This is a genomic window from Stenotrophomonas sp. YJH_SMC_64 (assembly GCF_059371375.1).
Genome location: NZ_JCAFUN010000004.1, coordinates 1 through 23,799 on the forward strand (window position 1 = coordinate 1; position 23,799 = coordinate 23,799).

The 23,799-nt window shown below is 63.7% G+C and carries 36 protein-coding genes and 1 tRNA gene; 22 read left to right on the forward strand and 15 right to left on the reverse strand.

All coding sequences use genetic code 11. The features are described 5' to 3' along the window. On the forward strand, positions 1 to 145 hold a 145-nt coding region (locus tag AC5P9L_RS04705; RefSeq protein WP_495216051.1), incomplete at its 5' end, for an integrase core domain-containing protein. On the opposite strand, the gene AC5P9L_RS04710 is transcribed toward AC5P9L_RS04705, so the two are convergent. Then, a complete protein-coding gene (locus tag AC5P9L_RS04710) occupies positions 134 to 865 on the reverse strand; it encodes a DUF4241 domain-containing protein (RefSeq protein ID WP_495230545.1) in 732 nt (243 codons plus the stop codon). The two genes, AC5P9L_RS04705 and AC5P9L_RS04710, sit on opposite strands and share 12 nt — an antisense overlap. A 124-nt stretch (positions 866 to 989) precedes the next feature. Here AC5P9L_RS04710 and AC5P9L_RS04715 point away from each other — a divergent pair. Then, a tRNA-Ser gene (locus tag AC5P9L_RS04715) sits at positions 990 to 1,079 on the forward strand. A gap of 42 nt (positions 1,080 to 1,121) precedes the next feature. On the opposite strand, the gene AC5P9L_RS04720 is transcribed toward AC5P9L_RS04715, so the two are convergent. From AC5P9L_RS04720 to AC5P9L_RS04730, 3 genes are read right to left on the reverse strand one after another with little or no spacing between them, the layout of a single operon-like run. Further along, positions 1,122 to 1,370, reverse strand: coding sequence for a helix-turn-helix transcriptional regulator (locus AC5P9L_RS04720; protein ID WP_495230546.1), 249 nt, complete (start codon positions 1,368 to 1,370; stop codon positions 1,122 to 1,124). Between the two features lie 55 nt (positions 1,371 to 1,425). After that, positions 1,426 to 2,277 (reverse strand): DNA adenine methylase, encoded by an 852-nt coding sequence (locus AC5P9L_RS04725; RefSeq protein ID WP_495230547.1) that lies wholly within the window; start codon positions 2,275 to 2,277, stop codon positions 1,426 to 1,428. Then, on the reverse strand, positions 2,274 to 2,762 hold the full coding sequence (locus AC5P9L_RS04730; RefSeq protein WP_495230548.1) for a hypothetical protein: 489 nt from the start codon (positions 2,760 to 2,762) through the stop codon (positions 2,274 to 2,276). The genes AC5P9L_RS04725 and AC5P9L_RS04730 overlap by 4 nt, the downstream gene beginning before the upstream one ends. 202 nt (positions 2,763 to 2,964) lie before the next feature. Here AC5P9L_RS04730 and AC5P9L_RS04735 point away from each other — a divergent pair, with 202 nt between their 5' ends. Further along, entirely contained in the window at positions 2,965 to 3,630 is a 666-nt protein-coding gene (locus tag AC5P9L_RS04735) for a hypothetical protein (RefSeq protein ID WP_495230549.1), read from the forward strand. Between the two features lie 82 nt (positions 3,631 to 3,712). Here the strand turns inward: AC5P9L_RS04735 and AC5P9L_RS04740 are convergent, their stop codons facing one another. The 9 genes from AC5P9L_RS04740 to AC5P9L_RS04780 all read right to left on the reverse strand — a co-directional run bounded on the left by AC5P9L_RS04740 (position 3,713) and on the right by AC5P9L_RS04780 (position 7,078). Next, entirely contained in the window at positions 3,713 to 4,411 is a 699-nt protein-coding gene (locus AC5P9L_RS04740; protein ID WP_495230550.1) for a hypothetical protein, read from the reverse strand. Further along, positions 4,408 to 4,800 (reverse strand): hypothetical protein, encoded by a 393-nt coding sequence (locus AC5P9L_RS04745; RefSeq protein ID WP_495230551.1) that lies wholly within the window; start codon positions 4,798 to 4,800, stop codon positions 4,408 to 4,410. Before AC5P9L_RS04745 ends, AC5P9L_RS04740 begins: the two co-directional genes overlap by 4 nt. Positions 4,801 to 4,807: 7 nt before the next feature. Beyond that, positions 4,808 to 5,296 (reverse strand): hypothetical protein, encoded by a 489-nt coding sequence (locus AC5P9L_RS04750; protein ID WP_495230552.1) that lies wholly within the window; start codon positions 5,294 to 5,296, stop codon positions 4,808 to 4,810. Beyond that, the gene (locus tag AC5P9L_RS04755; protein WP_033835731.1) at positions 5,293 to 5,532 is read right to left on the reverse strand and encodes a hypothetical protein; all 240 of its coding nucleotides are present in this window, start codon (positions 5,530 to 5,532) and stop codon (positions 5,293 to 5,295) included. Before AC5P9L_RS04755 ends, AC5P9L_RS04750 begins: the two co-directional genes overlap by 4 nt. Then, positions 5,529 to 5,855 carry a hypothetical protein gene (locus AC5P9L_RS04760; protein ID WP_495230553.1) on the reverse strand — a complete coding sequence of 109 codons (327 nt, stop codon included), beginning with the start codon at positions 5,853 to 5,855 and terminating at the stop codon, positions 5,529 to 5,531. The genes AC5P9L_RS04755 and AC5P9L_RS04760 overlap by 4 nt, the downstream gene beginning before the upstream one ends. Further along, on the reverse strand, positions 5,852 to 6,124 hold the full coding sequence (locus tag AC5P9L_RS04765; RefSeq protein WP_033835729.1) for a hypothetical protein: 273 nt from the start codon (positions 6,122 to 6,124) through the stop codon (positions 5,852 to 5,854). Before AC5P9L_RS04765 ends, AC5P9L_RS04760 begins: the two co-directional genes overlap by 4 nt. A gap of 15 nt (positions 6,125 to 6,139) precedes the next feature. Then, a complete protein-coding gene (locus tag AC5P9L_RS04770; protein WP_260289582.1) occupies positions 6,140 to 6,271 on the reverse strand; it encodes a hypothetical protein in 132 nt (43 codons plus the stop codon). Between the two features lie 337 nt (positions 6,272 to 6,608). Then, positions 6,609 to 6,857, reverse strand: coding sequence for a hypothetical protein (locus tag AC5P9L_RS04775; protein WP_495230554.1), 249 nt, complete (start codon positions 6,855 to 6,857; stop codon positions 6,609 to 6,611). Further along, the gene (locus tag AC5P9L_RS04780) at positions 6,854 to 7,078 is read right to left on the reverse strand and encodes a hypothetical protein (protein ID WP_033835727.1); all 225 of its coding nucleotides are present in this window, start codon (positions 7,076 to 7,078) and stop codon (positions 6,854 to 6,856) included. The genes AC5P9L_RS04775 and AC5P9L_RS04780 overlap by 4 nt, the downstream gene beginning before the upstream one ends. 282 nt (positions 7,079 to 7,360) lie before the next feature. On the opposite strand from AC5P9L_RS04780, the gene AC5P9L_RS04785 reads away from it, so the two are divergent. Continuing rightward, a complete protein-coding gene (locus AC5P9L_RS04785) occupies positions 7,361 to 7,654 on the forward strand; it encodes a hypothetical protein (RefSeq protein WP_184013577.1) in 294 nt (97 codons plus the stop codon). 9 nt (positions 7,655 to 7,663) lie between these two features. Here AC5P9L_RS04785 and AC5P9L_RS04790 read toward each other — a convergent pair whose 3' ends face one another. Both AC5P9L_RS04790 and AC5P9L_RS04795 read right to left on the reverse strand, forming a co-directional pair. Continuing rightward, a complete protein-coding gene (locus tag AC5P9L_RS04790) occupies positions 7,664 to 7,864 on the reverse strand; it encodes a hypothetical protein (RefSeq protein WP_033835725.1) in 201 nt (66 codons plus the stop codon). A 106-nt stretch (positions 7,865 to 7,970) separates the two neighbouring features. Beyond that, positions 7,971 to 8,504 (reverse strand): hypothetical protein, encoded by a 534-nt coding sequence (locus tag AC5P9L_RS04795; protein ID WP_033835724.1) that lies wholly within the window; start codon positions 8,502 to 8,504, stop codon positions 7,971 to 7,973. A gap of 77 nt (positions 8,505 to 8,581) precedes the next feature. Between AC5P9L_RS04795 and AC5P9L_RS04800 the strand changes: the two genes are divergently transcribed. The 18 genes from AC5P9L_RS04800 to AC5P9L_RS04885 all read left to right on the forward strand — a co-directional run bounded on the left by AC5P9L_RS04800 (position 8,582) and on the right by AC5P9L_RS04885 (position 23,770). Beyond that, entirely contained in the window at positions 8,582 to 8,908 is a 327-nt protein-coding gene (locus AC5P9L_RS04800) for a helix-turn-helix domain-containing protein (protein WP_154213981.1), read from the forward strand. Between the two features lie 37 nt (positions 8,909 to 8,945). Then, entirely contained in the window at positions 8,946 to 9,236 is a 291-nt protein-coding gene (locus AC5P9L_RS04805) for a hypothetical protein (RefSeq protein WP_144081223.1), read from the forward strand. After that, positions 9,233 to 9,763, forward strand: a complete 531-nt coding sequence (locus tag AC5P9L_RS04810) for a hypothetical protein (RefSeq protein WP_495230555.1) — start codon at positions 9,233 to 9,235, stop codon at positions 9,761 to 9,763. Before AC5P9L_RS04805 ends, AC5P9L_RS04810 begins: the two co-directional genes overlap by 4 nt. A 425-nt stretch (positions 9,764 to 10,188) precedes the next feature. Continuing rightward, positions 10,189 to 11,250, forward strand: coding sequence for a CHC2 zinc finger domain-containing protein (locus AC5P9L_RS04815; protein ID WP_495230556.1), 1,062 nt, complete (start codon positions 10,189 to 10,191; stop codon positions 11,248 to 11,250). Between the two features lie 195 nt (positions 11,251 to 11,445). Then, positions 11,446 to 12,822 carry a virulence-associated E family protein gene (locus AC5P9L_RS04820; RefSeq protein ID WP_495230557.1) on the forward strand — a complete coding sequence of 459 codons (1,377 nt, stop codon included), beginning with the start codon at positions 11,446 to 11,448 and terminating at the stop codon, positions 12,820 to 12,822. Between the two features lie 425 nt (positions 12,823 to 13,247). Then, positions 13,248 to 13,757 carry a terminase small subunit gene (locus tag AC5P9L_RS04825; RefSeq protein WP_144081220.1) on the forward strand — a complete coding sequence of 170 codons (510 nt, stop codon included), beginning with the start codon at positions 13,248 to 13,250 and terminating at the stop codon, positions 13,755 to 13,757. Next, entirely contained in the window at positions 13,754 to 15,850 is a 2,097-nt protein-coding gene (locus AC5P9L_RS04830) for a phage terminase large subunit family protein (protein WP_285315398.1), read from the forward strand. Before AC5P9L_RS04825 ends, AC5P9L_RS04830 begins: the two co-directional genes overlap by 4 nt. After that, positions 15,847 to 16,176 carry a hypothetical protein gene (locus tag AC5P9L_RS04835; protein ID WP_242880149.1) on the forward strand — a complete coding sequence of 110 codons (330 nt, stop codon included), beginning with the start codon at positions 15,847 to 15,849 and terminating at the stop codon, positions 16,174 to 16,176. The genes AC5P9L_RS04830 and AC5P9L_RS04835 overlap by 4 nt, the downstream gene beginning before the upstream one ends. 138 nt (positions 16,177 to 16,314) lie before the next feature. Beyond that, positions 16,315 to 16,533: a DUF6148 family protein gene (locus AC5P9L_RS04840; protein ID WP_099524829.1), complete on the forward strand. Its 219-nt coding sequence runs from the start codon at positions 16,315 to 16,317 to the stop codon at positions 16,531 to 16,533. Next, complete coding sequence (locus AC5P9L_RS04845; RefSeq protein WP_152904983.1) at positions 16,530 to 18,056, forward strand: phage portal protein; 1,527 nt, start codon at positions 16,530 to 16,532, stop codon at positions 18,054 to 18,056. The genes AC5P9L_RS04840 and AC5P9L_RS04845 overlap by 4 nt, the downstream gene beginning before the upstream one ends. After that, positions 18,053 to 20,359: a ClpP-like prohead protease/major capsid protein fusion protein gene (locus AC5P9L_RS04850; RefSeq protein WP_495230558.1), complete on the forward strand. Its 2,307-nt coding sequence runs from the start codon at positions 18,053 to 18,055 to the stop codon at positions 20,357 to 20,359. The genes AC5P9L_RS04845 and AC5P9L_RS04850 overlap by 4 nt, the downstream gene beginning before the upstream one ends. An 82-nt stretch (positions 20,360 to 20,441) precedes the next feature. Next, positions 20,442 to 20,801 (forward strand): DUF2190 family protein, encoded by a 360-nt coding sequence (locus AC5P9L_RS04855; RefSeq protein ID WP_033835715.1) that lies wholly within the window; start codon positions 20,442 to 20,444, stop codon positions 20,799 to 20,801. A 78-nt stretch (positions 20,802 to 20,879) separates the two neighbouring features. Next, positions 20,880 to 21,311, forward strand: a complete 432-nt coding sequence (locus tag AC5P9L_RS04860) for a structural protein P5 (RefSeq protein ID WP_495230559.1) — start codon at positions 20,880 to 20,882, stop codon at positions 21,309 to 21,311. A 206-nt stretch (positions 21,312 to 21,517) separates the two neighbouring features. Beyond that, the gene (locus AC5P9L_RS04865; RefSeq protein ID WP_258008217.1) at positions 21,518 to 21,652 is read left to right on the forward strand and encodes a hypothetical protein; all 135 of its coding nucleotides are present in this window, start codon (positions 21,518 to 21,520) and stop codon (positions 21,650 to 21,652) included. Then, the gene (locus tag AC5P9L_RS04870) at positions 21,649 to 22,140 is read left to right on the forward strand and encodes a lysis system spanin subunit (protein ID WP_495230560.1); all 492 of its coding nucleotides are present in this window, start codon (positions 21,649 to 21,651) and stop codon (positions 22,138 to 22,140) included. Before AC5P9L_RS04865 ends, AC5P9L_RS04870 begins: the two co-directional genes overlap by 4 nt. Continuing rightward, positions 22,137 to 22,481, forward strand: a complete 345-nt coding sequence (locus tag AC5P9L_RS04875; RefSeq protein WP_033835710.1) for a head-tail joining protein — start codon at positions 22,137 to 22,139, stop codon at positions 22,479 to 22,481. Before AC5P9L_RS04870 ends, AC5P9L_RS04875 begins: the two co-directional genes overlap by 4 nt. Continuing rightward, a complete protein-coding gene (locus AC5P9L_RS04880; protein WP_033835709.1) occupies positions 22,474 to 22,956 on the forward strand; it encodes a hypothetical protein in 483 nt (160 codons plus the stop codon). The genes AC5P9L_RS04875 and AC5P9L_RS04880 overlap by 8 nt, the downstream gene beginning before the upstream one ends. A gap of 13 nt (positions 22,957 to 22,969) precedes the next feature. Then, complete coding sequence (locus tag AC5P9L_RS04885) at positions 22,970 to 23,770, forward strand: phage tail tube protein (protein ID WP_495230561.1); 801 nt, start codon at positions 22,970 to 22,972, stop codon at positions 23,768 to 23,770. The last annotated feature ends 29 nt before the right edge of the window (positions 23,771 to 23,799 follow it).

Consider the following 23,799-nt stretch of genomic DNA (forward strand, 5'->3'; position numbering starts at 1 on the left):
CGAGTACGCTTCGTCAGAGCAACGTGATGCCGTGCTGCCTGAATGGCTGCATTACTACAACTGGCACCGACCCCACATGGGGATCGGCAGCCAACCGCCTATTTCCAGAATCCCGCTGAACAACGTGGTGGGTTTACACAGCTAGCAGGCGTGCCAGCGCTTCCGCTTCGTCGGGTGAAAGGCTGTCGCGATAGGCCTGGTCGGCGATCTCGCGCTCGTCGCGCCCGTCACCGCCCTGGATGCTCAGGAAATCGGTGACCAGTGCTACCGGAATGCCGGACGTATCCAGCGCCCAGTAGCTCGGATAGACGCCGTCGCCCCAGCCGCTGGTGAATACGACCAGGCCGTGTGGCGAGTCCTCGCCCCAAGGGCGGTACTCGGCGCCTTCATCCAGGCCGTCGTGGTCGATCAGGGCATCCGACCACGCATTGTCTTCGTCGCCATCGGCCTGTTCGATCAGGGCCAGCAGTGCCTGCTGGGTGTCGGTGTCCATGAAACAGCCGATGCCGGCGTCGACCGGATAGCCGATGAAGCTGTCCTCATCCAGGCCGGTCAGGTCCTGCGTGGTCCAGCGCGCCATCTGCCAATGCAGGGCAGACGCAGTGAGGGCTTCGCGGGGCTTGAACCAGACCACGGCCAGTGCCGGGCGGCCGCTGTGCACGATGATCTCGACCGGATGCCGACCCACCGGAGCGGTGTAGTCGGCCAGCGCGGGCGCCTCGGACTGGACCAGCGGATCGCAGACCACCAGATGCCCGCTGCTGACCGGCAGGTGGCCGGCGAAGGTGCGGTGCAGGGCCACTGCGGCCAGCTGGGTGTCGTCCAGCAGGGTGGTGCGCAGGTTGGCCAGATCGAGGTGGGCCATGGGGGATCCGATTGCAGTGGAGGCCCCACCGTGCCGGATGCGAAGGGCGGGAGCAAGGGTGGTCTTGGGCAAATGGCCTTCACGTGCGAGAATACGGCGCTGCCCGGGCGACCGGGACCCGATTGGAGAGATGGCCGAGCGGTTTAAGGCACCGGTCTTGAAAACCGGCGAAGGGTCAAACCTTCCGTGGGTTCGAATCCCACTCTCTCCGCCAAGGTAATTCCTAAGCCCCTGTTTTCAGGGGCTTTTTTCGTTTCTAGGCCGCGCGTCCCATACTTTGACCCACATTCTGTGGATTCGTGATCGAAGCGATGAAACGGTCGATCTCCTCTTTCAACCATACCGCACGTGCGCCGATCTTATACGGCTTCGGGAACGTGCCTTCCTTCACCCGGCGATAGATCGACGAGTGGCCCAAGCTGGTGCGCACTGCGACGACTTCGATTGGTTGCAGGTCGGCATGCAGTTCCGCAACAGTGATCTCGCGCGTCTTGTTCGTAGCCATGTTGTCCTCCTTCAGTTCGTGGCCAGCGCAGCGCGCAGCTGCTCGGTGGCGGTGTTCATGCGATTGCTTCCAGCGGCAGCCCGTGCTGGTGGCCAGAATCCTGGGCTGCGGGGGAAATCCATAGACATTCAGTGCGGGTCGCCCCGCCACGTCCCGCGCAAATGCGCGCCGTTGTCTCGACCCGTTGCCATCCGGCCAATGTGTCGTCGTACAGCTCCGTTCGATATCCACTGACGACAACCATTCCACGCAGTGCGAGCAGCGCAGCCAGCAGCTCCTGGTGATCCTCGAAGGCCATTTCGTGCTTGTAGTAGCCAGCCTTCCCGGCCTGCATCACCCGGGTGCTGTGCACGTAGGGTGGGTCGACGTAATGGAGCGTCTGCGGTGTGTCGTGCTGCCGCATGACCTCGATCGCCGGCCGGTTCTCGATAAGGACGCCGCTGAAGCGCTCCGCGATCGCGGCCAAACCATCGGGGAACTTCAACCAGTGATGCTGCGCGGTGCCATAGGCACGTTGCGAGTCGATGCGGAACCCGGTCTTCCCCTTCGTCGCGCCAGCAGAACCAAAACCCATCTGCGCACGCACTACCAAGCGGCGGGCGCGCTCCACTGGATCTGTAGTCGGCTCCCACGCCTGGTCGAACTCGGCGCGGGCATAGGGCGTCAGCCGGCAGGCTTCTACCAGTGATTCGCGCTGTGCTATGTCCTGCAGGACGCGGAAGAAGTTCACCACATCCCCGTCGAGGTCGTTGTAGACCTCGGCATAGCTGCGAGCCTTCGTGAGTAGCACACCTGCGGCACCTCCGAAGGGCTCCACGTAGGTGCGGTGCGCTGGCAGATGCTGGTGAACCCACCCGGAAATGCGGAACTTCGCACCGTGATATCGGAATGCGGGAGCGGCGATCATCGGAACATCTCCAGTTGCCGAGGCACGGTCGGACGACGAATGGCGTAGGGGCTGGGATCTCGCTCGTTGAGCAGGTCCTGGGCGATATGGAAGTGATAGCCGCGGCCGTTCATGTCGGTGATGCAGACCATCGGGAAGTAGCAGACCGCGATGGCCCCGGAGCAGAACAGGTAGTAGCCGCGACCACACGGCGCGCGGCCGGCCTCGGTGCTGCTCACCAGCATGTCGCGCGTCCAGCCGGCGGCGATCCGGACGGCTACCGCGTTCGATGCGATCTCCCATGCTTCATCTCGGTCCATGATCCGCGAGGACGCCATGCCTATGGTTCGCAGTGCGGCGTCCATGTCGCCGGCAGCGAGCGCCTGAAGCGCGTGGCCGCAGGCCTCCCACAGACGAGCGTCCTGGGGGGCGATCGAGTCGAGCCCGATCCCGGACATGCTGGCCAGCTGCCGGCCGACCTCGCGGTGGTCGATTGCCTCAGCCATGAGCGCACCTCCGCCAGCACCAGCGCAGCCCATTGCGCGCGGCGCGGCATGCGCGGCTGATCGCCAACAGGGTGGCGCTGCCGGCCGCAAACCCGGCGAGGGCGAACACGTGGACCACCGGGGTCGCGAACAGCCGGCTAGTCCGGGCAGGTCTGCATACGCATGCAGCGCGTGGCAGAATCGGCTCCAACAGGGAGGGGTTATGGCTTTCGAGATATGCCCGCAGGCTGCGGACTGGGGAAACTGGGCTGATTGGGCTGCCGTTGCAGTCGGGGCAGTGGCCGCATTGGCCACTCTTCTGTCCGTCGTCGTAGGTGGGTTGGCAGCAGCGGCGACAGTGGCAGCCGTCGTCGTTGCAGTCAGAACCAGCCGTACAGCAATCGACGAGGCCAGGAGGATGCGCGGCGAAGACCGGGCTCATCAAGCAGAGGCCGAGCGTCGTCGTGCGGTTGCGCTCGCGCTCACCTTTGACCACGAGTTCTACTCGCTTGGCGGCTTGCTCAAGGCGATCGTTGATGAGCTCGATCCACAGGAGTTCACGCAGCAGCCGCAAGAGGCACTTAAATGGTTGGTTTCCCAGATGCCCACTGACCCTGTCCCGCTTCTGACTAGGTTTGCGGGCGACCTGGATGCCTTTGGGCCAAAAGATGCAGGCGCGCTGCTCGGGGTGCTGAACGGTTGGCATGCAATGGAGCTGTCCTTGGACGATGAGGAGATTCGCTCGTATGAAAAGCTCCAGCTGCATAGACTCCTCCATGCAATGCGTGACGGACTGCTGACTCTCTTGGACCAACTCCGCGATGCTCGTGAGGTCACCATTCGCTGGATGGCTGAGGTGAGAAGTGATCCGCCCGCCACTGATTGGTAGCGGTGATGGGGTCGTCAGCTCTGCCAAGGCCTGGCCGGTAAGGTCTTCGGGGCAAAATCTGAGGCTCGGGCAGTAGGAGCCGTCAGCCATGTGCTGCCTCCCAGGCGACAAGCGCCTCAGCTGCAAGCGGCCGCACGAACCATGCCGCTGGGCCATCTTCGGTATCACCCAGCCAGACCAAGCGCCAATCTGCGCCGGGGCCAGTGGGCCGCCACGCGCGCATCTCATCCCAGTAGCGCTGGTCCCCGGTCTCCACGGCTTCTTCGGTAAAGTCGCCAAACGTAACCTGCAGGTCGAAACCCTGCGCAAGCAACAACGGTCGCAGCGATACCTCGCGACCGTCGGCCCACGCCGGCACGTCCGGATGGCACGGGATCTCGCCCTCGGCATTGCGCGCCGGGAGTCGACTCGGGTGATACAGGCCGCGCCATGGGTCCGCCGGATCGACGACGGTCCGAGTCTGGTTCCTGACCAGCTCCAGCAGCTCGGTCGCTTGCGCCAGCCTGGCTCGGGTGGTGTCGCAGAGCGGTGTGTCGCCGTCCTGCATGCTGCTGCGCAGAGTCGACAGATAGGCGGTTACGGCGGCTTCGAACACGCGCAGATCCTGCAGGCGCGGTAGGCGGTGGTGCAGATCCCTCAGCGCGGTCTGGGCCTGGCCGAGCGTGATGGCCTTTGCCTGGTTGGGCAGCCACACAGCCTCGACAGCGATCGCGCTGATCGTTTCGAACGCGTCGCGCAGAACGGGGCAGTTCGTGGGGAGAGTGGCAAGTTTCTCGGTCATCGGCGGGCCTGCTCGAATTGGGTGTCGGTGTTGACGAACGCGCCAGCGAGCGGCGCTACCTGAGACGCCTGCTCGGCGCCAGCGGGGCGAAGGGGGAAGGGCGGGGCGTGGCGATAGCGGCGGTTGGGGTCCGATGCGAACTTGCCGCCTTCGATGCGAATTACCTGGTACTCAGGGAACGCCTCATCGGGCAATGCTTCGCGTGCCTCCTCCATCAGAGCGACAAGGCGCGCCTGCCATTCGACCGGCATCGACTGCAGGGTGCGTCGCGGCACCACGTGATAGGCGGCGCGACTGAGGCCGAAGGCATGCCATGCCGGGCCATCGGAATAGGTGCTACCGGGCCTGCCGGGCTCCGTGACGGTAGCTGCGTGCGATTCACTGCTCATGCGGGCCTCAGTCGATGTCATGGGCTGCCATACGCTCTGCATAGCTGCCGTGGTTGGCGGCGTGACGGCTCATCAGTGGGCGAAGTGGGGTGTGCCCCAGCACCTCGATGTGCCCGCCTGCTGCGAGGAAAGCGTCCAGGTCCTCGGCCAGCTGCTGCCGGTCGAGTTCGCGGTATCGGATCGTGGTCGCCGCGTCACTGACCCCTGTAAGCGGACTAGGCGTGCAGGCCGGCTGCACCCGGACAGGAGCAGCGCGCAGCGGGGCGATCGCATGTTGCGTGTGGCTGGAGAGGCGCCAGCTTCCTCGCACGCCGGAACGGTGGCAGATGGCCTGGCCGCTGCGCGCCAGCCCCTTCAGCGTGTAGCCGATGGCCTGGTGGGTGCCGTTGATACGGCCAGCGGTCTTGATCTGCGCGACCGTGGCGCCTTGCGGGAACATGGACAGGACCCTGCGCACTTCGGCAGCGCGGCCGGTTTCCTGTGGACGAGCGCTCATGCGCGGGCCTCCGCAAGCAGTTCGCGCATGGCCCAGCCGTGATGCATTACCCTGGATGAGCTGTCGGCGACAGCATCGGGGTTCTCGGTCAGGACCAGTGTGTTATCCAGCGGATAGGTGCTATGCCCATCCCAGTCCTCGATCACGGCCTGTAGGCCGAAGTGTTCTCGCAGCTCCTGCGCGTTGGCGTTTTTTCCGCACAGGTGCGGCCCATAGATCACAACAGAACGGCTCATGCCTGGATTCCTCGCGTGCGGCGCGTAGCGCGGTTGATGGGGGAGGTCGACCGAACCCGCACACCCTGGCGGTTGAGCCAGCGGTGTGCGGCCTGTGCGGCCAGTCGGTTGAGGGAAAACGTGACGCCGCCGAGGGTGAGCGAGTGGTGCGATACCCCCACGCTCCGGCTGGCGCTGGCGGCGACCTTGAGGAGCGACTCGCGGGGCGCGGCGGTGTAAAGACCTGCCCATAGCCAGCCCTGGCACACCATTAGGACAAGCAACTCGCCTTGATGGTCGGTGGCGAATTGCTGCTCCACAGGCAGAGCGGTCTGCATGCTCATGCCGTGAGTGCCAGGTCGCGTGCCTTGGCTATCTCGGCCTCGGCGGCAGCGATACCAGTGGCGGTCAAGGTGGCCTTGCGCGGCAGCTGCGGGTCGTCGTACCTGATCAGCAGGCGCTCATCCAGCCAGTTCATAACGCGGCGCGTGAACAGCTTCTCGGGGCGGTTGCGGGGCGCGAACCCGTTGGCGGTGCGGTGGAGGGTGAGGTCGGAAGCGCCATGCGCTGCGAGCAACGCGGCTTTTTCCTTCGGCTTCAGTGGAGCGGCCATGGGCAGTTCTCCTGGTCAGGCAGCGATTGGCGTGGAAGGGGACTGGGCGGCGATCTCGGCCAGGACCTCGCCGCGATGGCGGGCAAGTAGGGAGATCGGAATGCGTAGGTGGGTAAGGCTCGCGTCGGTCCAGCGCAGCTCGGCCAATGCGGCTTTTTCCTTCGGTACTGGGCGGGTCGCCAGGCCACAGCGATGGCATTCGATGTGCAGCAGCGGCGGGCAGGGGGCGCCTAGGCGGTGGCCTGTCGGGGCGCCTTCGGTCACGACGATTTGCGGTCGGTGGCCGGGCGCACACAGGGGCACTGAGTCGGGGAGCGGACGAGCGGTCTGTCGCATGGTTAACCCCTCACCGAGGTGGTGAGGGCCCAGCGCGCCTTGGCCGCATTGCGGTCTGAGTGCGCCTGGTGGATTTCAGAGATGCGCAGCGGCACGACAACCGCGGCCACCAGCACAACAGCTGCCCAAGCGAGGCGGAGGCGCCGGCTCATGCTGCACCACCGATGGTCTCTTGCCGCAATGCCCGCAGGCTTTGGACCGGATGCGCTTCATCCAGCAGTTCGGCACAGTCGGCGCACGCGTACTGCGCCCCGCCGCAGCCGTCGATATCGATCCCAAGTACCCAGCCCTCGCGCCCTGCAAGGTCCTCGCAGTCGTCCGTGGTCGCGGCGCCCGGACTGTTGTCATCACAGCTGAAGCACCACAGATAGTGGTTCTTCGCTGCGAGCGCGGTCATGCCCGCACCTCCGCAGACATATCGCGCGAGCAGGCTTCCAGGCGGAGGCTGGCGACGCCCATCCGCCGGGAGCGGCGCAGCTGGTTGCGGTTGTGTTCGCCCTTGCTACGGACCCACAGGGTCCGAGCGGTGCTGTGATCGCGTGCTGCCACTGCCCGGAGGGCCTTCACGGCCAAAAACGGCAGCAGGCAGGGGCTTGGATCGGCGTAGCGATGAGACATGGCGCGCTCCTGTTCGAAGGAGGGCGCCGGCGGGTCACTGGCCGAGGGGGCGGCTACTGTCGGTCAGGGGAAGGGCCGGCAGGTTGGCGACCCGCCGGTCGCCCGCCAGCTGCACAGCTGGCAGGGCGGACTCTACAAACAAACTTGCGTCATCGTCAACAAGCAAACTTGCGTCGGGACGGGATTTCGCCCTGAACCCCCAACTTTCGGGCTCCTTGGGCCGAAGCCGAATGGGGTAACGGGTGCTAACCTCCCGACCTTCTAAGGAGGGAGGGGAGGTGTATGGAAGTGTTCTTCAGCACGCTGGGTGCTCTGGGTGTGTGGCTCGTGGCGCTGGCCGTGCTTGCTTTGGCCGTCATGGGGCTGCTTATGCCCTTGGCCGTGTTCGGCATCAAACCTCTTTTGCGGGTGCTCATTGAGGAGCAGCGCAGGAACAACCGATTGCTCGCGAGGCAGCTTCTGCGAGATCAGGGCATTCAACCGGAGGACGTGGCAGGGGTAGCCACGTCCAGAGATGATGGTGAGCCGCAGACGCTGCAGGACTTCATTCGCGAGCGTGACGGGCTTAAGCCGTAAGAGCAGCAATCAAGGGCGCGGCAAAACTGCGGCCATATTCTTGATGAGCCCGGTTTGTTCGAGTGGGAAGCCCTCCATGATGGCTTCCCTTGCTTCTTCCATTTCGCAGAGCAAGGCGCGCAGCTCTGTCGTTGATAGGTCGCTAAGACGCTGTCTCAGAACCAGGTGCTGATCAACAAGCCAGGCGAGCTGGAATGCGTCGCACAGCATGCGAATCCGTCGAATGTATGCCAGGGCCGTAGCGTCGCTTGGCTCATTTGCGTGGCACTGGCGCAGGCAGCTTGCGTCGGGCGGCCGTGCTTGCTGCCGGACCTTGTTAGCGAGTGCCTGCGCGAGAGCTTCCAGTGCTGCCGCTTCCTTCATGATCAACCCCCTTTGAAATCTGGCGCTTCCGCAGGTGCGCGGTAAAGTCGACCACGTTGTCCGGCGTGACTGTCTTCTCCTGACGGGCGGTCAGATAGCTGTGAGCCAAGATGACAATCGAGGCGTCGCTGGCATCCTCTGGATCGAACGGCGATCCAAGAGCGAGACAGGCCAAGCGGACAAGTTGGTACGACGCAGCAAGCGTAGGGGCGTCGAGTTGCACGGTTTGAGACTGCGCAGCTCGGGGTGTTGAGAGCGCATTCAGAGGCTCATCCTTGTGCCAGCCAAGGAACTGCTCGACCGACATGCCGAACGCGCGTGCCAGCTCCACCATGTACCTGGGGCGGCGTGTCGGAGTGTCTAGCAGCTGCTGGATATGCTGGTACTTCACGTTGGGCGCGCCCGCAGCGCGAACGCGGGCTGCCAGAGCCTCAACGCCAAGCCCGTGGGCCTCCATGAGGCCCCGTGTGATTTCACCGATCAACATGCAAGCAATCTTGCACTGTTGATTCGCAAGAAAGATTGCGCTAATTTATCGCAAGAATTCTTGTGAACGGGCATTTCATGACCCCTCTGCAACGGGCTATCGCGATCTGTGGGACCCAGAGCGACCTGGCGCGGCGTGTGACCGGCAAGCCTGCGACTGGCTACGTCTATCACTGGCGAAAGAACGGTGTGACCGAGGAGGTGGCGATTGCCATCGAGAGGGCGGTCGCTTCGGCGATGGCCGAGAACGAGGACGCCGCGAAGCGAGCCGATGCCCTTGGAGGCAAAGTGACTGCCGACGAGCTGATACCGGACGTGCGCTGGGAGCGTGACGCTCGTGGCGCCATCGTCGGCTATTTCAAGAGCGTCAGCGGCTCGCCGGGGGTGACCAGTGCCAGCCCGTGACCCAGCGCTAGTCCTCTCCATAGCTCGCTATGGCTGGGTGCGCGGCCACCAGCGCTATCGCCTGTTCCGGACCCGGCAGCAGATCCGCAAGAGCGGGGTGATGGTGGTCCTCTTGGCGATGATTGCCGTTCTTGCGCTGGGAGTGCAGCGGCGCCCACAGGATGGCAACAACCCCGCCTGCCCCGGTGCGAACGTCGAAGGATCGGATGGCCTGAAAGCGCATGCGCTGAGGGAACGTGATGATCTCTGGCATGGCAGCAATGTTGATCGCCGCACTGCCCAGCGCGGAACGATGAAATGCGCGGCATTTCAGGGGGAGAGCGCATGACCTGCCTTCGCTCTGATCTTCACTGGCGCGATGCTTTGAACAATGCGGTCTCGGGCGCGCCAGGTGGAGTGCAAGACGCGGCTGCACACATAAGCAAACGCCGTGGAAAGTCCATCAGCACTGAGACGCTTCGGAAGAAGCTGCGAGGAATCGAGGGCGAGTCCGTCTCGATGGAGATGGCCGAGATCCTAACCGAGTACCTGCAGCGATTCGTGGGGACCCAGGCAATGGCTACCGACTGGGTCTGCTCACTGGCCGCTCAGTTCGGCCTGATGGTCGACTATGTGCCCGCACCACCTCTCGCTGGTTGGCCGGACGAGTTGGCCGCAATCCAAGCGAAGCTGCTGGAACTGCACAAGCTGACAGGGCAATTGGCTGGCGCCGGTATTGATGCGCTCGCAGATCGACGCCTGACCGTCCCCGAAGCTGATCGTATCCAAGACCTCTCCCGGGAAGTCCGCACCCTCTGTTTCCGACTGGAGCGGAACGCGTGCCGCGCTGCCGGCCTGCAAGGAACTGAGGACTGACGTGGCAATTCACCACGCCCCCCGATCCAAGTATCGGCGGCGTGGCCGAGCCAGCGCTTCTGCGCGGCAAGCGATGGAGCTGGCCGCGCTTGCGTTGACTGACGCAGTGCCGGGGCTAGTGGGAGATGAAGCATTGGCAGAGCGCGAGCGAATTCGCCAAGAAACCGAACGCAGAGATAGCGCCCAGCGCCAGCTGGATGAAGGAGGTATCCGTTGGGTGTAAACAGATGTCTGCACCAGGCCCTGCTGATCGCACGTCAGCCGCGTACAGAATGGCGCACACAGATCGATCAGATTGCGGAAGCCTGCCAAGCGCCCGGCGTTTGCACTGGTGGCGTCGGATGCCGGCAGCGAATTGCCGAGTACCTGCGATTGCAGTGGTGGATGATCGAGCGCCGCGAATCCAAAGGCGGGGGGCGACGCTGATGGCGAACAGCCAGGTAGACACCGATGCAATCCGCCAATCCGCAGACATCGCAGATGTTATCGGACGCTACGTCAAGCTCAGGCCAGCCGGCCGGGGGGAGTACAGCGGGCTATGTCCCTTCCACGATGAGTCGTCGGCGAGCTTTACCGTCAACGAAGTCAAAGGCTTCTATCACTGCTTCGGCTGCGGTGCGCACGGTGATGTGATCGGTTTCCTGGTGAAGCACCTACAGGTCGGATTTCTTGATGCATGCGCGCAGCTCACCGGTGGTCAGCTGGGAGTTGCGGCTGAGCGAGAGAAGCTGCCAAGCCAAGATTCGTTGCGGGTGAAATGGGTGCCGATCCTGCCGGTGCCAGATGACGCCCCGGCGTTGCTGACCGACAGCGGCTGGACGGTGCCGATCTGGAATGCCAAGCGCGACAAGCTCCGCAGAATGAAGCCGGTCAGGGTGTTTCCCTACCGCAACGCTGAAGCGCAGATACTTGGGTACGTGTTGCGTTGCGAGTTCATTGATCGCGACAGCCGCAAGCTGAAGAAGTGGACGCCTCAGGTGACCTGGTGCGTTGGGCCGGATGGGCAGAAGCAATGGTGCCTGGAGAGCTTCCCCGGCGCGCGGCCGCTGTACGGGCTGGACGCCCTGGCTGCGAAACCCAACGCACCGGTGCTGATTCCGGAGGGCGAAAAATGTCGGGACGTGGGGGCACGTGCGTTCCCTGGCTATGCGGCAATCAGCTGGTCGGGCGGCGGAAAAGCCGTCACAAAAGCTGATTGGTCGCCACTGGCCGGCCGAGACTGCGTCCTCTGGCCCGATGCCGACGCTCCGGGACAGCAGGCAATGCTTGGGTGGAGGAACGATGCCAATCAGTTCAAGCCAGGGGTCGCCCAGCTCTTGAAGCGGGCAGGCGCCAGATCGATCCGATTCGTAGATGTGACGGGCCAGCCTGACGGTTGGGACATTGCAGATGCACTGGAACGCGATGGCTGGTCGCCTCGGCAGCTCGCGGCTTGGGCTGCCAATCGCGTGGTTGAGGTCGACGTGGTGGCTGCCAATGGCGCATGACAGGAGGCTGGAAGAACGTCTGCTGCACTCCAACGCGAAGCTTGCTAGCGCCTACCGAATTGCTGCGCAGGCCGCACTAGATAACCCATATGAGCACTCTCGGCGCTTGCGCCGGGAGCGGGCAAGAGAATACCTGCGCCTGGCGCGGGGCTACGAAAAGGCAATGCGGCAATGAGTGTGGGAACAAGGCGCAAGATGACAGTGATCGATGGTGGTGGTGCGCCGCCGCCAGGCGGTGGCGGGGTAGATCCCAACTCCTGGAAAGAGCACCTCACCAGAAATCGCGATGGCAATGTAGAGGGGACACTGCACAACTTGATTCTGATCATGGAGAACGATGATCGGCTTAAAGGGCTGTGGTGGCTTAACGACTCCAGCAATCAGGTCAAGCTGCACCGAGATCCACCGTGGACCGGCGGCAGCAGGGACGAGTTCATTGACTCGGATGCCTACGAGTTGGCAGCTTGGTTACAGCACCCGGAGCGCTACTGGATGAAGTGCAGCGATGACCTGGTGTTGAAGGCCGTCATCGCTGTGGCGCGCCGCCACCGGCGTCATCCGATCAAGGACTACCTCGGTGCCTTGCAATGGGATGGAGTTCCCCGTGTCGAGCGCATGCTCGTTGAGCTGTTCGGCGCGGCGGACAATGCCTACAGCCTGCGCGCAGCGCAGTGCTTCATGGTAAGTGCCGTGGCTCGCATCCTGTGGGTAGACGCCAAGCAGCCCAGCGTGGGCGCGCAGGTGGACTTCATGCTGGTCTTGGAAGGTGAGCAGGGCAAGCGTAAGTCGAGCGCCCTACGTGCGATCTTCGGCAGCGAATGGTTTGTCGAGACCAGTGAATCCCCCAGTGGTAAGGACTTCTACCAGGTCATCCAAGGGGCTTGGGGCGTCGAGATCGGCGAGATGGACTCGTTCTCGAAGGCTGACGTGACAAGCGTAAAGACGGCTATCACCAGGCGAGTGGACAAGTTCCGCGCTCCCTACGAGCGCGTGCCTCGATCCTACCGCCGCGAATGCGTGTTCGCGGGCACCACGAACGAGCATCAGTATCTACGCGACCCCACCGGTGGGCGGCGCTTCCTCCCTGTGCGAACTGACGGCGACGTGCAGATCGCCCAGATCGCGACGTTGCGCGACCAGCTGTGGGCCGAGGCAGTGACCATGTTCGACGCTGGGTTCGAGTGGTGGGAGCTGCCAGCGGACGCGAAGGAAGAGCAGGCCAGCAGGTACGTGGGCGACAGCTGGGAGGGGCGAGTCGAGCAGTGGCTCGACCTTCGGATGGAGCCGAGCAAGTACCCAACGCGACTGGCGATGGCGTCGCAGATTGACTGGGCGACCACCGACAACCTCCTCACGTACGCCATCGGCTTGGACCCAGGCAAGCACGGCAAGCCCGAGCAGATGCGGGTCGCCTCGATCATGAAGACGCTGGGTTGGGAGCAGCAGCGCAGGCGTTGGCCGGATGACGGCAGCCGGGAGCCCCGGTGGTTCAGGCCTGGCCTCGCAATCGATGACTGGCTGGCAACCGTACAGCGGTCAACGCGGGAGGTGTCCAGTGGACCTGACTTCTGACCAGACCTCTCCAGCTTCGTCCACACCCGTCCGAACCACTGACCAGACCTGCCGCCTACTGCGGCGGCGCTGTCCTGACCGTCCACACCATTTCTCGCGCGCGTACATGTACCAACACACCGCTCCAGTTCTCAATTACTCAAATCAAAAGAATAGGTATGGACGGTATGGACAGTGTGGACAGCCTACTAACGGCGCGGGTTCAGGGCGTCCAGACCTTGCCTTGATGGTTTGGACGGTGCGGACGGGTGGCATGTTCCACGCGAATCATCGAGCGGTTGGTCGGTCGGGAGGGGCAGGGGGGAGAGGGCAGGCCGATGGGTCCTCCCCGGCCTCAGATTCCACGGGTATTCGGTCGCGCAATTTCTCGCTAGTCATGAAGCATTTCCAAGGGGGTTGTAGTGGTTTCTGATCTGAGCAGCCCGATGAAACAGGGCGCGTTTGGGGATCTGGTGGGCATTTCCCAGCAGGCGGTCAGCGACCTGGTGCGTCGTGGCATCCTCGCTGACGGTGCTGCAGGTGATGAGTGGTTGCTTGCCTACTGCGATCACCTGCGCGAGGTTGCTGCTGGCCGGGGCGGGGAGGCAGGCAAGGATCTGACTGCCGAGCGTGCCCGGCTGGCGCGAGAGCAGGCTGACCGCTTGGCAATGCAGAACGCCGTGACCCGGGGCGAGCTGGCGCCGGCACATCTCATGGAACAGGTATTGTCGAAAGTCGGCGCGCGAGCGGGTCGCATCCTTGAGACGATCCCGGGCACGCTGCGGCGCCGGCTTCCACAGCTGAAGGCGGCGGATGTCGAGGTCGTGGCTCAGATTGTCGCCAAGGCACGAAACCTTGCCGCGTCGATGCGCCTGGCCGACGTTGACGCTGACGATGACACCGATGAAGGCGCGTCCACGGCGGTGCCGGTTGATGCCGAGGACCAATGCGAATGACGCTTCTTCGTGGAATCGATGCAAGCCAGCTGCAGGCCGTGGAGCGCCATCTGCAGCGCGGGCTCGCGTCCTGGGCGGTGCAGGAGCCGATCACGCTGGAAGCCTGGGCCCGGGAACACTTCTACCTTTCTGCCGAATCGAGCTACGTCGAGCAGAAGTGGACCCCGTGGCCGTTCCAGCGCGGGATGATGGCAGTGATCAGTAACGACGACGTGGCCGAGGTCTCGGTGAAGAAGTCGGCGCGTGTTGGATACACCAAGATCCTGCTCGCTTTCCTTGGCTACAACGCAGAGCACCGACGTAGGAACCAATGCATCTGGCAGCCGACCGACGACGACTCCGATGACTTCGTCAAGTCGGAGCTAGAGCCCATGCTGCGTGACGTGGAGTGCATGCGGGCCGTGTTCCCGGCCTATCTCGCCCGCCACAAGGACAATACGCTGCAGCAGAAGAAGTTCATCGGATCGCTGCTGCGCGTGCGCGGCGGTAAGGCCGCGAAGAACTATCGTCGCATCTCCGTGGACGTAGCGTTGCTCGATGAGCTTGATGCCTTCGACAACGACATCGAGAAGGAGGGCGCGCCGGACTCACTGGCGGCCAAGCGCCTGGAAGGTGCGACCTTTCCCAAACTTGTGGCTGGCAGCACCCCGAAGCTCAAGGGCTTTAGCCTGGTGGACACTCGCTACTCGCAAGCGGACGAACGATTCACCTACCAGGTGCGTTGCCCCCAGTGTGATGACTTCCATGCGCTGACCTGGGGTGGGAAGGACGAATCGCACGGGTTCAAGTTCGAACGTGACGCCGATGGCGACGTTGTCCACGTCTACCACCTCTGCCCGCACTGCACCTACCCCATGACGCAAGGCGAGTACCTGCAGGCCGCAGAGCTGGGTGAATGGGTGAACTCGCGCGGTGACCTCTGGCTCCGCCCAGATGGTCGCTTCACGACTCCGGATGACCAGGTCGTCCCGGCGCCGCGTCATGTGGCACTTCACATCTGGACCGCATACAGCCCGGCGGTCGCTTGGCAGCAGATTGTCCGCGAGTTCCTGGAGGCGTTCACAAAGCACCAGGAAGGCGACGACAGTAAGTTGAAGGCGTGGACCAACACAACTCTCGGTGAGACTTGGGAAGGTGAGGTCGAGCGGACGGATGCAGATGAGCTGGTCAACAGGGCGGAGCCGTTCCCCCTGAAGATTATGCCTCGCGACTGCTTGTTGCTCCTGTGTGGCATGGACACGCAGGACAACAGACTTGAGGCCGGCATCTGGGGTGTTGGCAGAGGCGGTCAGATGTGGACTATCGATCACCGGGTGTTCTTTGGTAACCCAGCACAAATGGAGGTGTGGTCCGAGGCGGAGGCATTCCTGCGTGAACAGGAGTACACCCACGTCAGTGGCCGGGCCCAGCGAATCTATGCGACCGCCATCGACTCGGGTGGTCACCATGCCGATGCGGTGTATGCCTTCGCGCACAGGCTGAAGGCACTCCGCGTGCATGCCGTCAAGGGCGCCAGCGGGCAGGAGCGGTCTATCGAGAACGGAAACAGCCGCGTGAGCTACCGGTTCAACGGTCGTATCGAGAAGCATGGCCCCGTGCTGTGGCACGTAGGTACCAATCTAGCCAAGGACCGTTTCCAGGCGCGGTTGGATGTTGCTGTGCCGGGGCCTGGCTACGTTCACCTGTCGGACCAGCTCTCGCCCGAATGGTTCAAGCAGCTGGCGGGCGAGATCCGCGCCACGCGGCGGATGAAGGGTGGGTCCGAATCCAGGTGGACCGCGACGCGGAAGCGAATCGAGGTCAAGGACTGCCTGACGTACGAAATATGGCTGGAAGAGCGCCTCGACCTGTGGGGACCCAAGAAAGCGAAGTGGTGGGATCAGTTGGAGGAACAAGTGCAGCCCGAGAACGATCTGTTCAGTCTTCCGGCCGTAACAGCACTGTCGGCGGATGGCGCTGCCGCTACAGCGCCGGCTTCGCACGTGCCTGCGGTCGAGAAGAAGCCCACGCCGAGGACTGTGCAGGTAGCACGCGATTCCCGTGAAACGTCGCGCGATGGTTTCGGGTCGAGCGGTTGGAGCAGCCGCCTATGAGCACTTCTCGTGACATTGACGCTGCGGAACACCTGCGTCGCCTGGTGGTTCGGGGCATTGTCGAGCAGACAGGCTTGAACGAGGAACACGCGATGCCCTACGCCACGGCGGTGATGACAGTTCTGCAGACCGAGTACGGCGGCGAGCGCCTGCACATCCCCAAAGCAGCTGGGCAGGACAAGCTCTGCTCGCGCGTGGAGGTGATCCGCGCCGAGCTGGCTGAAGGGCAGGACTGGCGATTGGTCTGCCGCCGGCACGGCGTATCGAGAGCGGCACTGTATCGAATGTTCCCGGGTGGATTGCCCAAGCCATCCCGAGCTGGATGAAGATGCCAGCGACCGTCTCACCCTCTGGCAAAGATTGAGACGGTCGCTTCGTAAGTGACTGATTTGATATGGGACGAAATTGAGATCGTCTCATGCGGCTGGTAACGGTTGAGACGGCCCAGTCTCCAAACTGTTCCCATGCCAACACCCGCCCAAACCATGCTGGAAATGTACCTGGCCGCAGAGGCTGCGGTGCTGCAGGGGCAATCGTTCCGTATGGGGGAGCGGCAGTTGAACCGCGCCGACCTAGCTGAGATTCGCGCCGGCCGGCGCGAATGGGAAGCCAAGGTGAACATGCAGGCAAGGGGCGGTAGCCGCGTGTCCGTGTCTCTTGCTGATTTCAGGGAGCGCGAGTGAACCGCCTTGACCGCGCTATCGCCGCTGTGGCCCCCGGCTGGGGGGCGAAGCGCGCCATGGCGCGTGCACGCATCGCGGCCTACAGCAGTGCCTACGATGGGGCCACGCCCAGCCGCCTGCGAGAGGCTGCGCGCGAGTTTGGATCAGGCAACACGGCGGTTGCCAGCGGCGCGACCCGAATTCGGACCCAGGCGCGGCACCTCGACCGGAACCACGACATCGTGGTGAACGGCTTCAACCAGATGGTGCAGAACGTGATCGGGCGGGATGGCATCGGCATCGAGCCGCAGCCGCGCGACGTGAACGGCAACATCGTGGAATCCCTGGTTGATCAGATCACCCCCCTGTTGCGGGACTTCTGGAAGCGCCCGGAGGTGACCTGGTGCCATGACTTTGGCGCGGCACAGCGCCTGATGACCCGGACCCTATTCCGCGACGGGGAATGCCTCTACCAAGACCTGATCGGTCCGGTGCCGTATCTCGACCACGGCACCGTTGTCCCCTACAGCATCGAGATGATGGAGCCCGATCTTCTGCCGATGGATTTGAACGATCCCGGCCGGAACATCATGCAGGGCGTCGAGCGGAATGCATGGAACCGCCCCATTGCGTATCACCTGTACAAGCAGCACCCCGGCGACCCCAATGCAGTGATGCCCGAAGTAAAGCGCGTGAGCGCTGACTTCGTTCACCACGCCAAGATGGTTGATCGTATCGGCCAGGTGCGCGGCGTGAGCCTGCTGGCATCGGTCCTTACCCGCCTGGACGACCTCAAGGACTATGAGGAATCCGAACGCGTGGCCGCCAAGATCGCGGCCAGCATGGCTGCCTTCATCATCAAGGGTGATCCCCAGAGCTACGGCGAGAACGAGACGGTTCCGGAACGCAGGAGCATGCGGTTCCAGCCCGGCATGGTGTTCGATGACCTGGTGAAGGGCGAGAGCGTTGGCACCGTCGACACCAACCGCCCCAACCCCAACTTGGAGAGCTACAGAAACGGACAGCTACGTGCTGTGGCCGGTGGTATGCGAGTTTCGTTCTCGTCCCTGTCGAAAAACTACAACGGCACCTATTCGGCTCAGCGGCAGGAGTTGGTCGAGCAGTACGGCGCGTACGGCGTTCTCGCCTATGAGGTGATCTCGCAGATTGTCCGACCGATCTACGAGCGCTTCATCCAGGCTGCGATTGCCTCCGGCGAGCTGATCGTCCCGCGCGGTGTCTCGATGACTACGGTGACCGATGCGATGTACATGCCCCCGGTGATGCCGTGGATCAACCCGGTCCATGAGGCGACCGGCCTTCGCATGATGATCCGCGCTGGCATCCGTTCGCTCACCTCGGTCATCAGCGAACGCGGCGGGCGCATGTACGACACGCTGGAAGAGATCCGCAACGAACGTAAGTGGGCGAGTGACCTCGGAATCACATTGGACAGCGACCCGGGCCAGGTGAGTGACGCAGGCGTGGCTCAGGCGAGCGCCGATGCCAGTTCTATTTCAACCCCATCTGAGGATGTGCAATGAACCACCTCACCCGCAATGGCATTGCAGCCGCGCTTGGCGCTGTGTTGGCCGCGACCTTTGCATTCGACACAAGCGACATCGAGGCGCTGCAGCCAGAGGCCAAGGGAAAATCGGTCCTCGCACTGAACACTACCAGCGGCGGCGAGGCCGAGCTGCTGATTTACGGCCCGATCGGCGACTACTTCTGGGGCGAGGGCGTCACCGCCGCCAGCGTGGTCGAGCAACTGGCCGGCACCACCGCGAGCGTGATCAACGTGCGCATCAACTCCGACGGCGGCGTCGTCACCGACGGGTTGGCCATCTACAACGCGCTGAAGCAGCACCCGGCCACGATCAACATGACCGTGGATGGCGTTGCCGCCAGCATCGCCAGCCTGATTCTGATGGCCGGAAGCACCCGTCGCATGCACGAGAACACCATGCTGATGTTGCATGGCCCTCAAGGCGGTGGCTGGGGCTTTGCGGGCGACCTGCGCGAGCGGGCCGATCAGATCGACGTGTATGGGCGCCAGATGCTGGTGACGTACTCGGGCCGTGCCAAGAACCCGGCCGACATCGAGACGATGCTGACCGATCGCAAGGACCACTGGCTGACCGCGTCCGAAGCGCTGGCGCTGGGCCTGGTTAACGAGGTCATTCCCGACGTGCAGCCCGAGCCTGCGGACTCAGTCGCCGCAGCAGCGCTGCTGTCCTATGTGAGTGCGATCTCCGGCACCGAGGGCGCCGTGCACGCCTTGCTGCGCAAGCACATCCAGGCAACCACTACCGCTTCAGCCTTCGCCTCGCTCCGCGAGGTTCACCAGCGGGCCGTTGTGGCCCACCTTGAGGAAACCAGCATGAAACAGCAGTGCCAACTGATCATGGCGCAGGCGGGCACCGCTCCGGCTGCATCGACCCCCGCAGCCCCGGCATCGCCCGCACCCGCCACTCCGGTACCGCCGGTCGCAGCCGCTCCTGGCGCGGCCGCGCCCTCGGCGCCGGCTGCAACGGTCGAGCAGGTGATGGCGGCAATCTCGGCCCGCAACGCAGCCATTCGTACCGTCTTCGCCGGATTCCGCGAGGTCAGCGGCGTCCAGGCGCTGGAGGCGGAGTGCCTGGCTGATGCTGCGATCACCGAAGACGTGGCGCGCGGCAAGCTGCTGGCGAAGCTGGCTGCGAGCGGACAGCCGCTGGCCGGCGGCTTCAGCATCACGGATGTAGTGCCGGAGGAGGACAATCAGCGTCGCGCCAAGGTCAATGCGCTTCTGGCTCGTGCCGGCGTGCTGACCGGTGCGGACGCCGAATCCGCCCGCAATGGTAATCCCTACGCGCACACCACCCTGCTGGCGCTCGCCGAGCGCTCCCTGATCCAGGCCGGCGTGAACACCCGTGGCATGGACCGTGAGCAGATCGCACGCGGTGTTCTGGCAGTGCAGACCACCAGCGACTTCCCGGTCCTGCTGGAGAACGTGCTGCACCGCGTTCTGGTCGGAGCATACAACCTGCAGCAGTTCACCTGGACCCGATTCTGCGCAACCGGCACGCTGTCCGACTACCGTCCGCACAGCCGCTTCCACCTTTCTTCGTTCTCCGACCTGAAGCCGGTCAATGAAGCGGGCGAGTACGAGAACGGCGTGCTGGGCGATGGCGAGGTAGAGACCATCAAGGGCGCTCGTAAGGGACGCATTCTGCAGATCACCCCGGAAGTGCTGGTGAATGACGACCTGGGTGCGTTCGTGCGCATCACCACGGCGCTGGGCCAGGCCGCAGGCCGCACCATCGAAAAGGACGTCTACGACGTGCTCAAGCAGAACGGCGGTCTGGGGCCGGTCATGAAGGACGGCCACACGCTGTTCCATGCGGAGCACGGCAACATCGCCGCTGGCGCCGCCGTGTCGGTCGATTCCTTCGACGCGATGCGCCAGATGATGGCGCTCCAGATGGACCCGGGCGGCAACGACTACCTCGATATCTCGCTGTCTCGCTTCCTGGGCACGGTCGCCATGCACGGCCGCGCGACTCTGGTGAACAACAGCGAGTACAACCCGGACGTGACCGGTAAGTTCCAGGTGAACAACACCTCGCGCGCCACCTTCAGCGACATCATCACCTCACCGCGCCTGGGTACCGGCAAGGGCTGGTACGGCTTCGCCGACCCGAATGTGGAGCCGGTGATCGAAGTCGCCTTCCTCAATGGCGTGCAGACCCCGGTCCTGGAGCAGGAAACCAACTTCCGCACCGACGGCCTCAGCTGGAAGGTCGTCCACAAGTATGGCGTGGGCGCGGTGGGCTGGCGCGGCGCTGCCTTCAACCCGGGCGAGTAACCAACGATCCGGCTGCGGCATTCCTGCCGCAGCCGTTGTCTCCCCCTCCATTCATGCAAGACGCCAACTGAGGACCATCGTCATGGCGAAGAACTACAAATTCCCGGGAGCGGTGATTGACATCGTCGCGGCATCCGCTCTGGTCAGCGGGCAGGCATCCATTGTCGGCCAGCTGTTGGCCGTAGCGCTGGTGGACATCCCCGCTGGCACCAAGGGCAGCGCCCAGATCGAGGGCGTGTTCGAACTGCCGAAGCTTCCCAGCGCCACCATTTCTGCAGGTGCCGGTCTGACCTGGGATTCCCAGGGCGGGCAGGTGATCGTCACCGGCGCCGATGCAGGCGACCTGGAGCACTGCGCGGTCGCCATCGCAGCCGCTGGCGCTGGTAGTGCGACCGTGCTCGCAAAGCTGACGCCGGGCTCCGGCTCGTTGAAGTCGGCGTAAGTCTTGGCCGGCATCGCTCACATGTGCCTGGGTGGCGTGAGCGGTGCCGGTTCTTCCACAGCGGCAACGGGGAATCGCATGGGCACCACCAGCACGCCGCGCGGCGTACGCAACAACAATCCTGGCAACATCGACCGCACCAGCACGCCGTGGCAGGGTGAGGATCGGTCCGCCGCCGCCATCGCGCGCGAGCAGCGCTTCTGCGTGTTCCTGACGCCGCAGGCCGGGTTCCGAGCCTTGGCAAAGACCCTGCTCACCTACCAGCGCAAGCACGGCTTGCGTACGGTGAAGGAGATCATCGGCCGCTGGGCGCCGCCAGTGGAGAACAACACGTCGGCTTACGTCCAGGAAGTTGCCAAGGCGGCCGGGGTAAGCCCGAGCGAGATCATCAGGCTGGACAACCCCGTGACGTTGGAAAGGCTGGCTACCGCGATCGCCAAACACGAGAACGGCGGACTGTTCTGGCGACGCGAGGTGATCGCGGCCGGCGTCGCTGAGGCGCTCTCGTAATGGTCGGGGGCGAGGTTAATGCGCACGCACCTTGGTGGGCCGCTGGCAGTGTAGTGGCCCTCTGGCTCTTGCGAGAGACCTGGACGGTGCTGCTCTCGCGCCGGAAGGAGCGTACAGAGACTGACGCCAACGTTGAACTTCTGAACGGGCTTGTCCGCCGTGTGGACTCGCTGGAGAGCTCCCTCACCGCAACCACAGAGAAGCTCATGGAAGAGATCAAGCTGCGCATGGCGGCTCAGGAGGAGGCGCACAGGCTGCGTCTGCGCATTATGTCCTTGGAAGCGGCGATGCGAAGCGTGGGTGCGATTATCCCTCCCGAAAGTCCGGTGGTGTCGGCATGATCCGCGCCCTCATCATCGCCGTCCTTCTGCTGCTGGGCGTCGTCGTCTGGCAGCGTGGCTCGGTGTCCATCGCTCACCGGGCGGCCGACAAAGCTGTATCGAGCCGTGACGCCATGAAGAGGGAGCGAGACGCTGCCCGAGCTGAGGCCGATGCCGCCAACGAAACCCTCAAGGTCGAGCGTGGCAGTGCCGTCGCCGCAAGCAACCTGGCGTCCAAGTACGAAAAGGAAAAGAACGATGCACAGAAGGCATCTGATCGCCTCATCGCTGATCTTCGCGCTGGCAACCAGCGCCTGCACCAGCGTTGGCAAGCGTCCGTCGCAACTGCAGAACTGTCCGCGACCGCCGCTGCCGGCAGCCAGCTTGATGGTCGAACCGTCGACCGAATTGAGAGTGCGGGCAGAGCTATTGGCGCCGCAGCCCAGTGCGACGCACAGGTGAGAGCGCTGCAGGCATATGCGCTGCTCTGCTCGGGAGGTTCAAAGTGAGCGAAGCCGAGTTCCTGCGGGATCTGGATGCTTCCCTGCACGCAGCATTCGCCGTCGCTGGTATGGCGTCGGTCGGCACGCATACGGCGAAGAAGGGCGGTGCGGTGACCGCAAACGTGCGCGTGTACATCGACCGTGACGTTGAGACCATCGGAGAGCTTCGTCAGTTCGTTGCCGGTCGGGTCGAGATCGCTTACCTGCGTGCTGACGTTGAACCAGAGCAGGGCGACCGCCTGGAAGTTGGAGTCGCAGGGAGCGGCCTCGGCGTGGAAGTGTTCGTGAACAGTAAGAAGCTCAGCGACGACGGCTCCCGCAGCCGGTGGCTGGTGAACCGTGGTTGACCTGGCCGAGCCTTTGTCCTGGCAGTTGGTGGAGTTCCTGCGCGGTCGCGTGGAGCTGATCCAGAAAAGTGCTGGCTTCCGCACCGACATCGGCACCGGTCAGATCGTCGTTGACGACAGCGAAGTTGATGAAGACTTTGAGGGCCCGGCCACATTGATCTCTGTCAGGCAACTGTCCCGTAGTGGTGGGGGAAGCGCGCAGGTTACCTCGGATGCAGCGATCACCATCGAGTTCGAGGTCCCGCGCACCAGCAACCTCGCGAATCCGCGGCTGCTTGTACACCGTGCCAGGCACGACTTGATTCGGGCGCTCACGTTCAACGTGAAGACGCTGCCCAAGGGCATTACCAGTTTCGATCTGCTTGAAACCCAGATGGCATCCCTGGAAGACGACGCAGGGCATTCCGCTGTCGTCGCTCAGATCACCGCGCGGGCTGGTCTGACCGAGACCTTTGAGCCCGTCCCCAACCCGTAGGAGAAGCACCACCATGGCACAGCCCAAGGTCCGTAAATTCGCAGGCGATCTGCGCTTCTGGGAGCACGGCGCGAACGGCGCCAGGATTCCCGTCATCCCTGAGCCTGCCGACAAGTTCGGCAATCAGCCCCTGGAGCAGTCGTCGCTGACGTTCAGCTACGAAGCCGGTGACTCGGTGGAGATCAAGAGCAAGCGCCGTGACGCGCGCTATCAGCAGATCATCCACAAGGATTCCAACCCCGGCGTCACCAGCGTTTCGATCACAGCGTTGGAAGTGCCGACGGCCATCTTGGCTCGCATGTTGTACGGCACGTTGGTGTCCACCCAGGTTGCCGCCGGCACCGCCACCGACGTTTCCGTGACCGTGGGTAGCGTGGACACGCCGGTGAAGCTGCCGCACAACTTCCTTCTGGCCGACACCGAGCCGACTTTCAAGAAGGGGGCCGTCGACTTGGTCAAGGGCACCGATTACACCCTCGATCCGGCGCACGGCCTGCTGATTCCGAAGTCCGGCGGCCAGTTGCAAGCGGGCGATACCGTTCTGGCGAACTACAAGTACGACGCGTACCTGGAAACCGCCATCAGCGGCGGCACCACGCCGAGCAAATCCTTCCAGATCCTGGGCGACATGCAGGACCGCATCAGCGGTGACGAGGGCCTGCTGACCATCCCGAACGTCGACCTGACCGTGGACGGTGACGTGGACTGGTTCAGTGATGAGCCCATCCAGGTGACCCTGACCGGCCCGGTGATCTTCCAGGCCGGTGAGAGCGACCTGTACACCTTCAAGATCGCGGCGCAGGTAGCCGGCTGATCGCCGGGTTGACTCCAGCATGAGGAGGG

What these genes read in the sequence shown, in the direction of transcription:
- AC5P9L_RS04795 (WP_033835724.1), bottom strand. Translation starts at nt 8,504, where the DNA reads ATGTTGATCGGTGAAATCACACGGGGCCTCATGGAGGCCCACGGGCTT.
- AC5P9L_RS04710 (WP_495230545.1), bottom strand. Translation starts at nt 865, where the DNA reads ATGGCCCACCTCGATCTGGCCAACCTGCGCACCACCCTGCTGGACGAC.
- AC5P9L_RS04855 (WP_033835715.1), top strand. Translation starts at nt 20,442, where the DNA reads ATGGCGAAGAACTACAAATTCCCGGGAGCGGTGATTGACATCGTCGCG.
- AC5P9L_RS04885 (WP_495230561.1), top strand. Translation starts at nt 22,970, where the DNA reads ATGGCACAGCCCAAGGTCCGTAAATTCGCAGGCGATCTGCGCTTCTGG.
- AC5P9L_RS04860 (WP_495230559.1), top strand. Translation starts at nt 20,880, where the DNA reads ATGGGCACCACCAGCACGCCGCGCGGCGTACGCAACAACAATCCTGGC.
- AC5P9L_RS04830 (WP_285315398.1), top strand. Translation starts at nt 13,754, where the DNA reads ATGACGCTTCTTCGTGGAATCGATGCAAGCCAGCTGCAGGCCGTGGAG.
- AC5P9L_RS04730 (WP_495230548.1), bottom strand. Translation starts at nt 2,762, where the DNA reads ATGGCTGAGGCAATCGACCACCGCGAGGTCGGCCGGCAGCTGGCCAGC.
- AC5P9L_RS04780 (WP_033835727.1), bottom strand. Translation starts at nt 7,078, where the DNA reads ATGTCTCATCGCTACGCCGATCCAAGCCCCTGCCTGCTGCCGTTTTTG.
- AC5P9L_RS04810 (WP_495230555.1), top strand. Translation starts at nt 9,233, where the DNA reads ATGACCTGCCTTCGCTCTGATCTTCACTGGCGCGATGCTTTGAACAAT.
- AC5P9L_RS04820 (WP_495230557.1), top strand. Translation starts at nt 11,446, where the DNA reads ATGACAGTGATCGATGGTGGTGGTGCGCCGCCGCCAGGCGGTGGCGGG.
- AC5P9L_RS04725 (WP_495230547.1), bottom strand. Translation starts at nt 2,277, where the DNA reads ATGATCGCCGCTCCCGCATTCCGATATCACGGTGCGAAGTTCCGCATT.
- AC5P9L_RS04775 (WP_495230554.1), bottom strand. Translation starts at nt 6,857, where the DNA reads ATGACCGCGCTCGCAGCGAAGAACCACTATCTGTGGTGCTTCAGCTGT.
- AC5P9L_RS04740 (WP_495230550.1), bottom strand. Translation starts at nt 4,411, where the DNA reads ATGACCGAGAAACTTGCCACTCTCCCCACGAACTGCCCCGTTCTGCGC.
- AC5P9L_RS04850 (WP_495230558.1), top strand. Translation starts at nt 18,053, where the DNA reads ATGAACCACCTCACCCGCAATGGCATTGCAGCCGCGCTTGGCGCTGTG.
- AC5P9L_RS04800 (WP_154213981.1), top strand. Translation starts at nt 8,582, where the DNA reads ATGACCCCTCTGCAACGGGCTATCGCGATCTGTGGGACCCAGAGCGAC.
- AC5P9L_RS04785 (WP_184013577.1), top strand. Translation starts at nt 7,361, where the DNA reads ATGGAAGTGTTCTTCAGCACGCTGGGTGCTCTGGGTGTGTGGCTCGTG.
- AC5P9L_RS04840 (WP_099524829.1), top strand. Translation starts at nt 16,315, where the DNA reads ATGCCAACACCCGCCCAAACCATGCTGGAAATGTACCTGGCCGCAGAG.
- AC5P9L_RS04790 (WP_033835725.1), bottom strand. Translation starts at nt 7,864, where the DNA reads ATGCTGTGCGACGCATTCCAGCTCGCCTGGCTTGTTGATCAGCACCTG.
- AC5P9L_RS04825 (WP_144081220.1), top strand. Translation starts at nt 13,248, where the DNA reads ATGAAACAGGGCGCGTTTGGGGATCTGGTGGGCATTTCCCAGCAGGCG.
- AC5P9L_RS04760 (WP_495230553.1), bottom strand. Translation starts at nt 5,855, where the DNA reads ATGAGCATGCAGACCGCTCTGCCTGTGGAGCAGCAATTCGCCACCGAC.
- AC5P9L_RS04835 (WP_242880149.1), top strand. Translation starts at nt 15,847, where the DNA reads ATGAGCACTTCTCGTGACATTGACGCTGCGGAACACCTGCGTCGCCTG.
- AC5P9L_RS04735 (WP_495230549.1), top strand. Translation starts at nt 2,965, where the DNA reads ATGGCTTTCGAGATATGCCCGCAGGCTGCGGACTGGGGAAACTGGGCT.
- AC5P9L_RS04870 (WP_495230560.1), top strand. Translation starts at nt 21,649, where the DNA reads ATGATCCGCGCCCTCATCATCGCCGTCCTTCTGCTGCTGGGCGTCGTC.
- AC5P9L_RS04720 (WP_495230546.1), bottom strand. Translation starts at nt 1,370, where the DNA reads ATGGCTACGAACAAGACGCGCGAGATCACTGTTGCGGAACTGCATGCC.
- AC5P9L_RS04765 (WP_033835729.1), bottom strand. Translation starts at nt 6,124, where the DNA reads ATGGCCGCTCCACTGAAGCCGAAGGAAAAAGCCGCGTTGCTCGCAGCG.
- AC5P9L_RS04815 (WP_495230556.1), top strand. Translation starts at nt 10,189, where the DNA reads ATGGCGAACAGCCAGGTAGACACCGATGCAATCCGCCAATCCGCAGAC.
- AC5P9L_RS04865 (WP_258008217.1), top strand. Translation starts at nt 21,518, where the DNA reads ATGGAAGAGATCAAGCTGCGCATGGCGGCTCAGGAGGAGGCGCACAGG.
- AC5P9L_RS04750 (WP_495230552.1), bottom strand. Translation starts at nt 5,296, where the DNA reads ATGAGCGCTCGTCCACAGGAAACCGGCCGCGCTGCCGAAGTGCGCAGG.
- AC5P9L_RS04755 (WP_033835731.1), bottom strand. Translation starts at nt 5,532, where the DNA reads ATGAGCCGTTCTGTTGTGATCTATGGGCCGCACCTGTGCGGAAAAAAC.
- AC5P9L_RS04745 (WP_495230551.1), bottom strand. Translation starts at nt 4,800, where the DNA reads ATGAGCAGTGAATCGCACGCAGCTACCGTCACGGAGCCCGGCAGGCCC.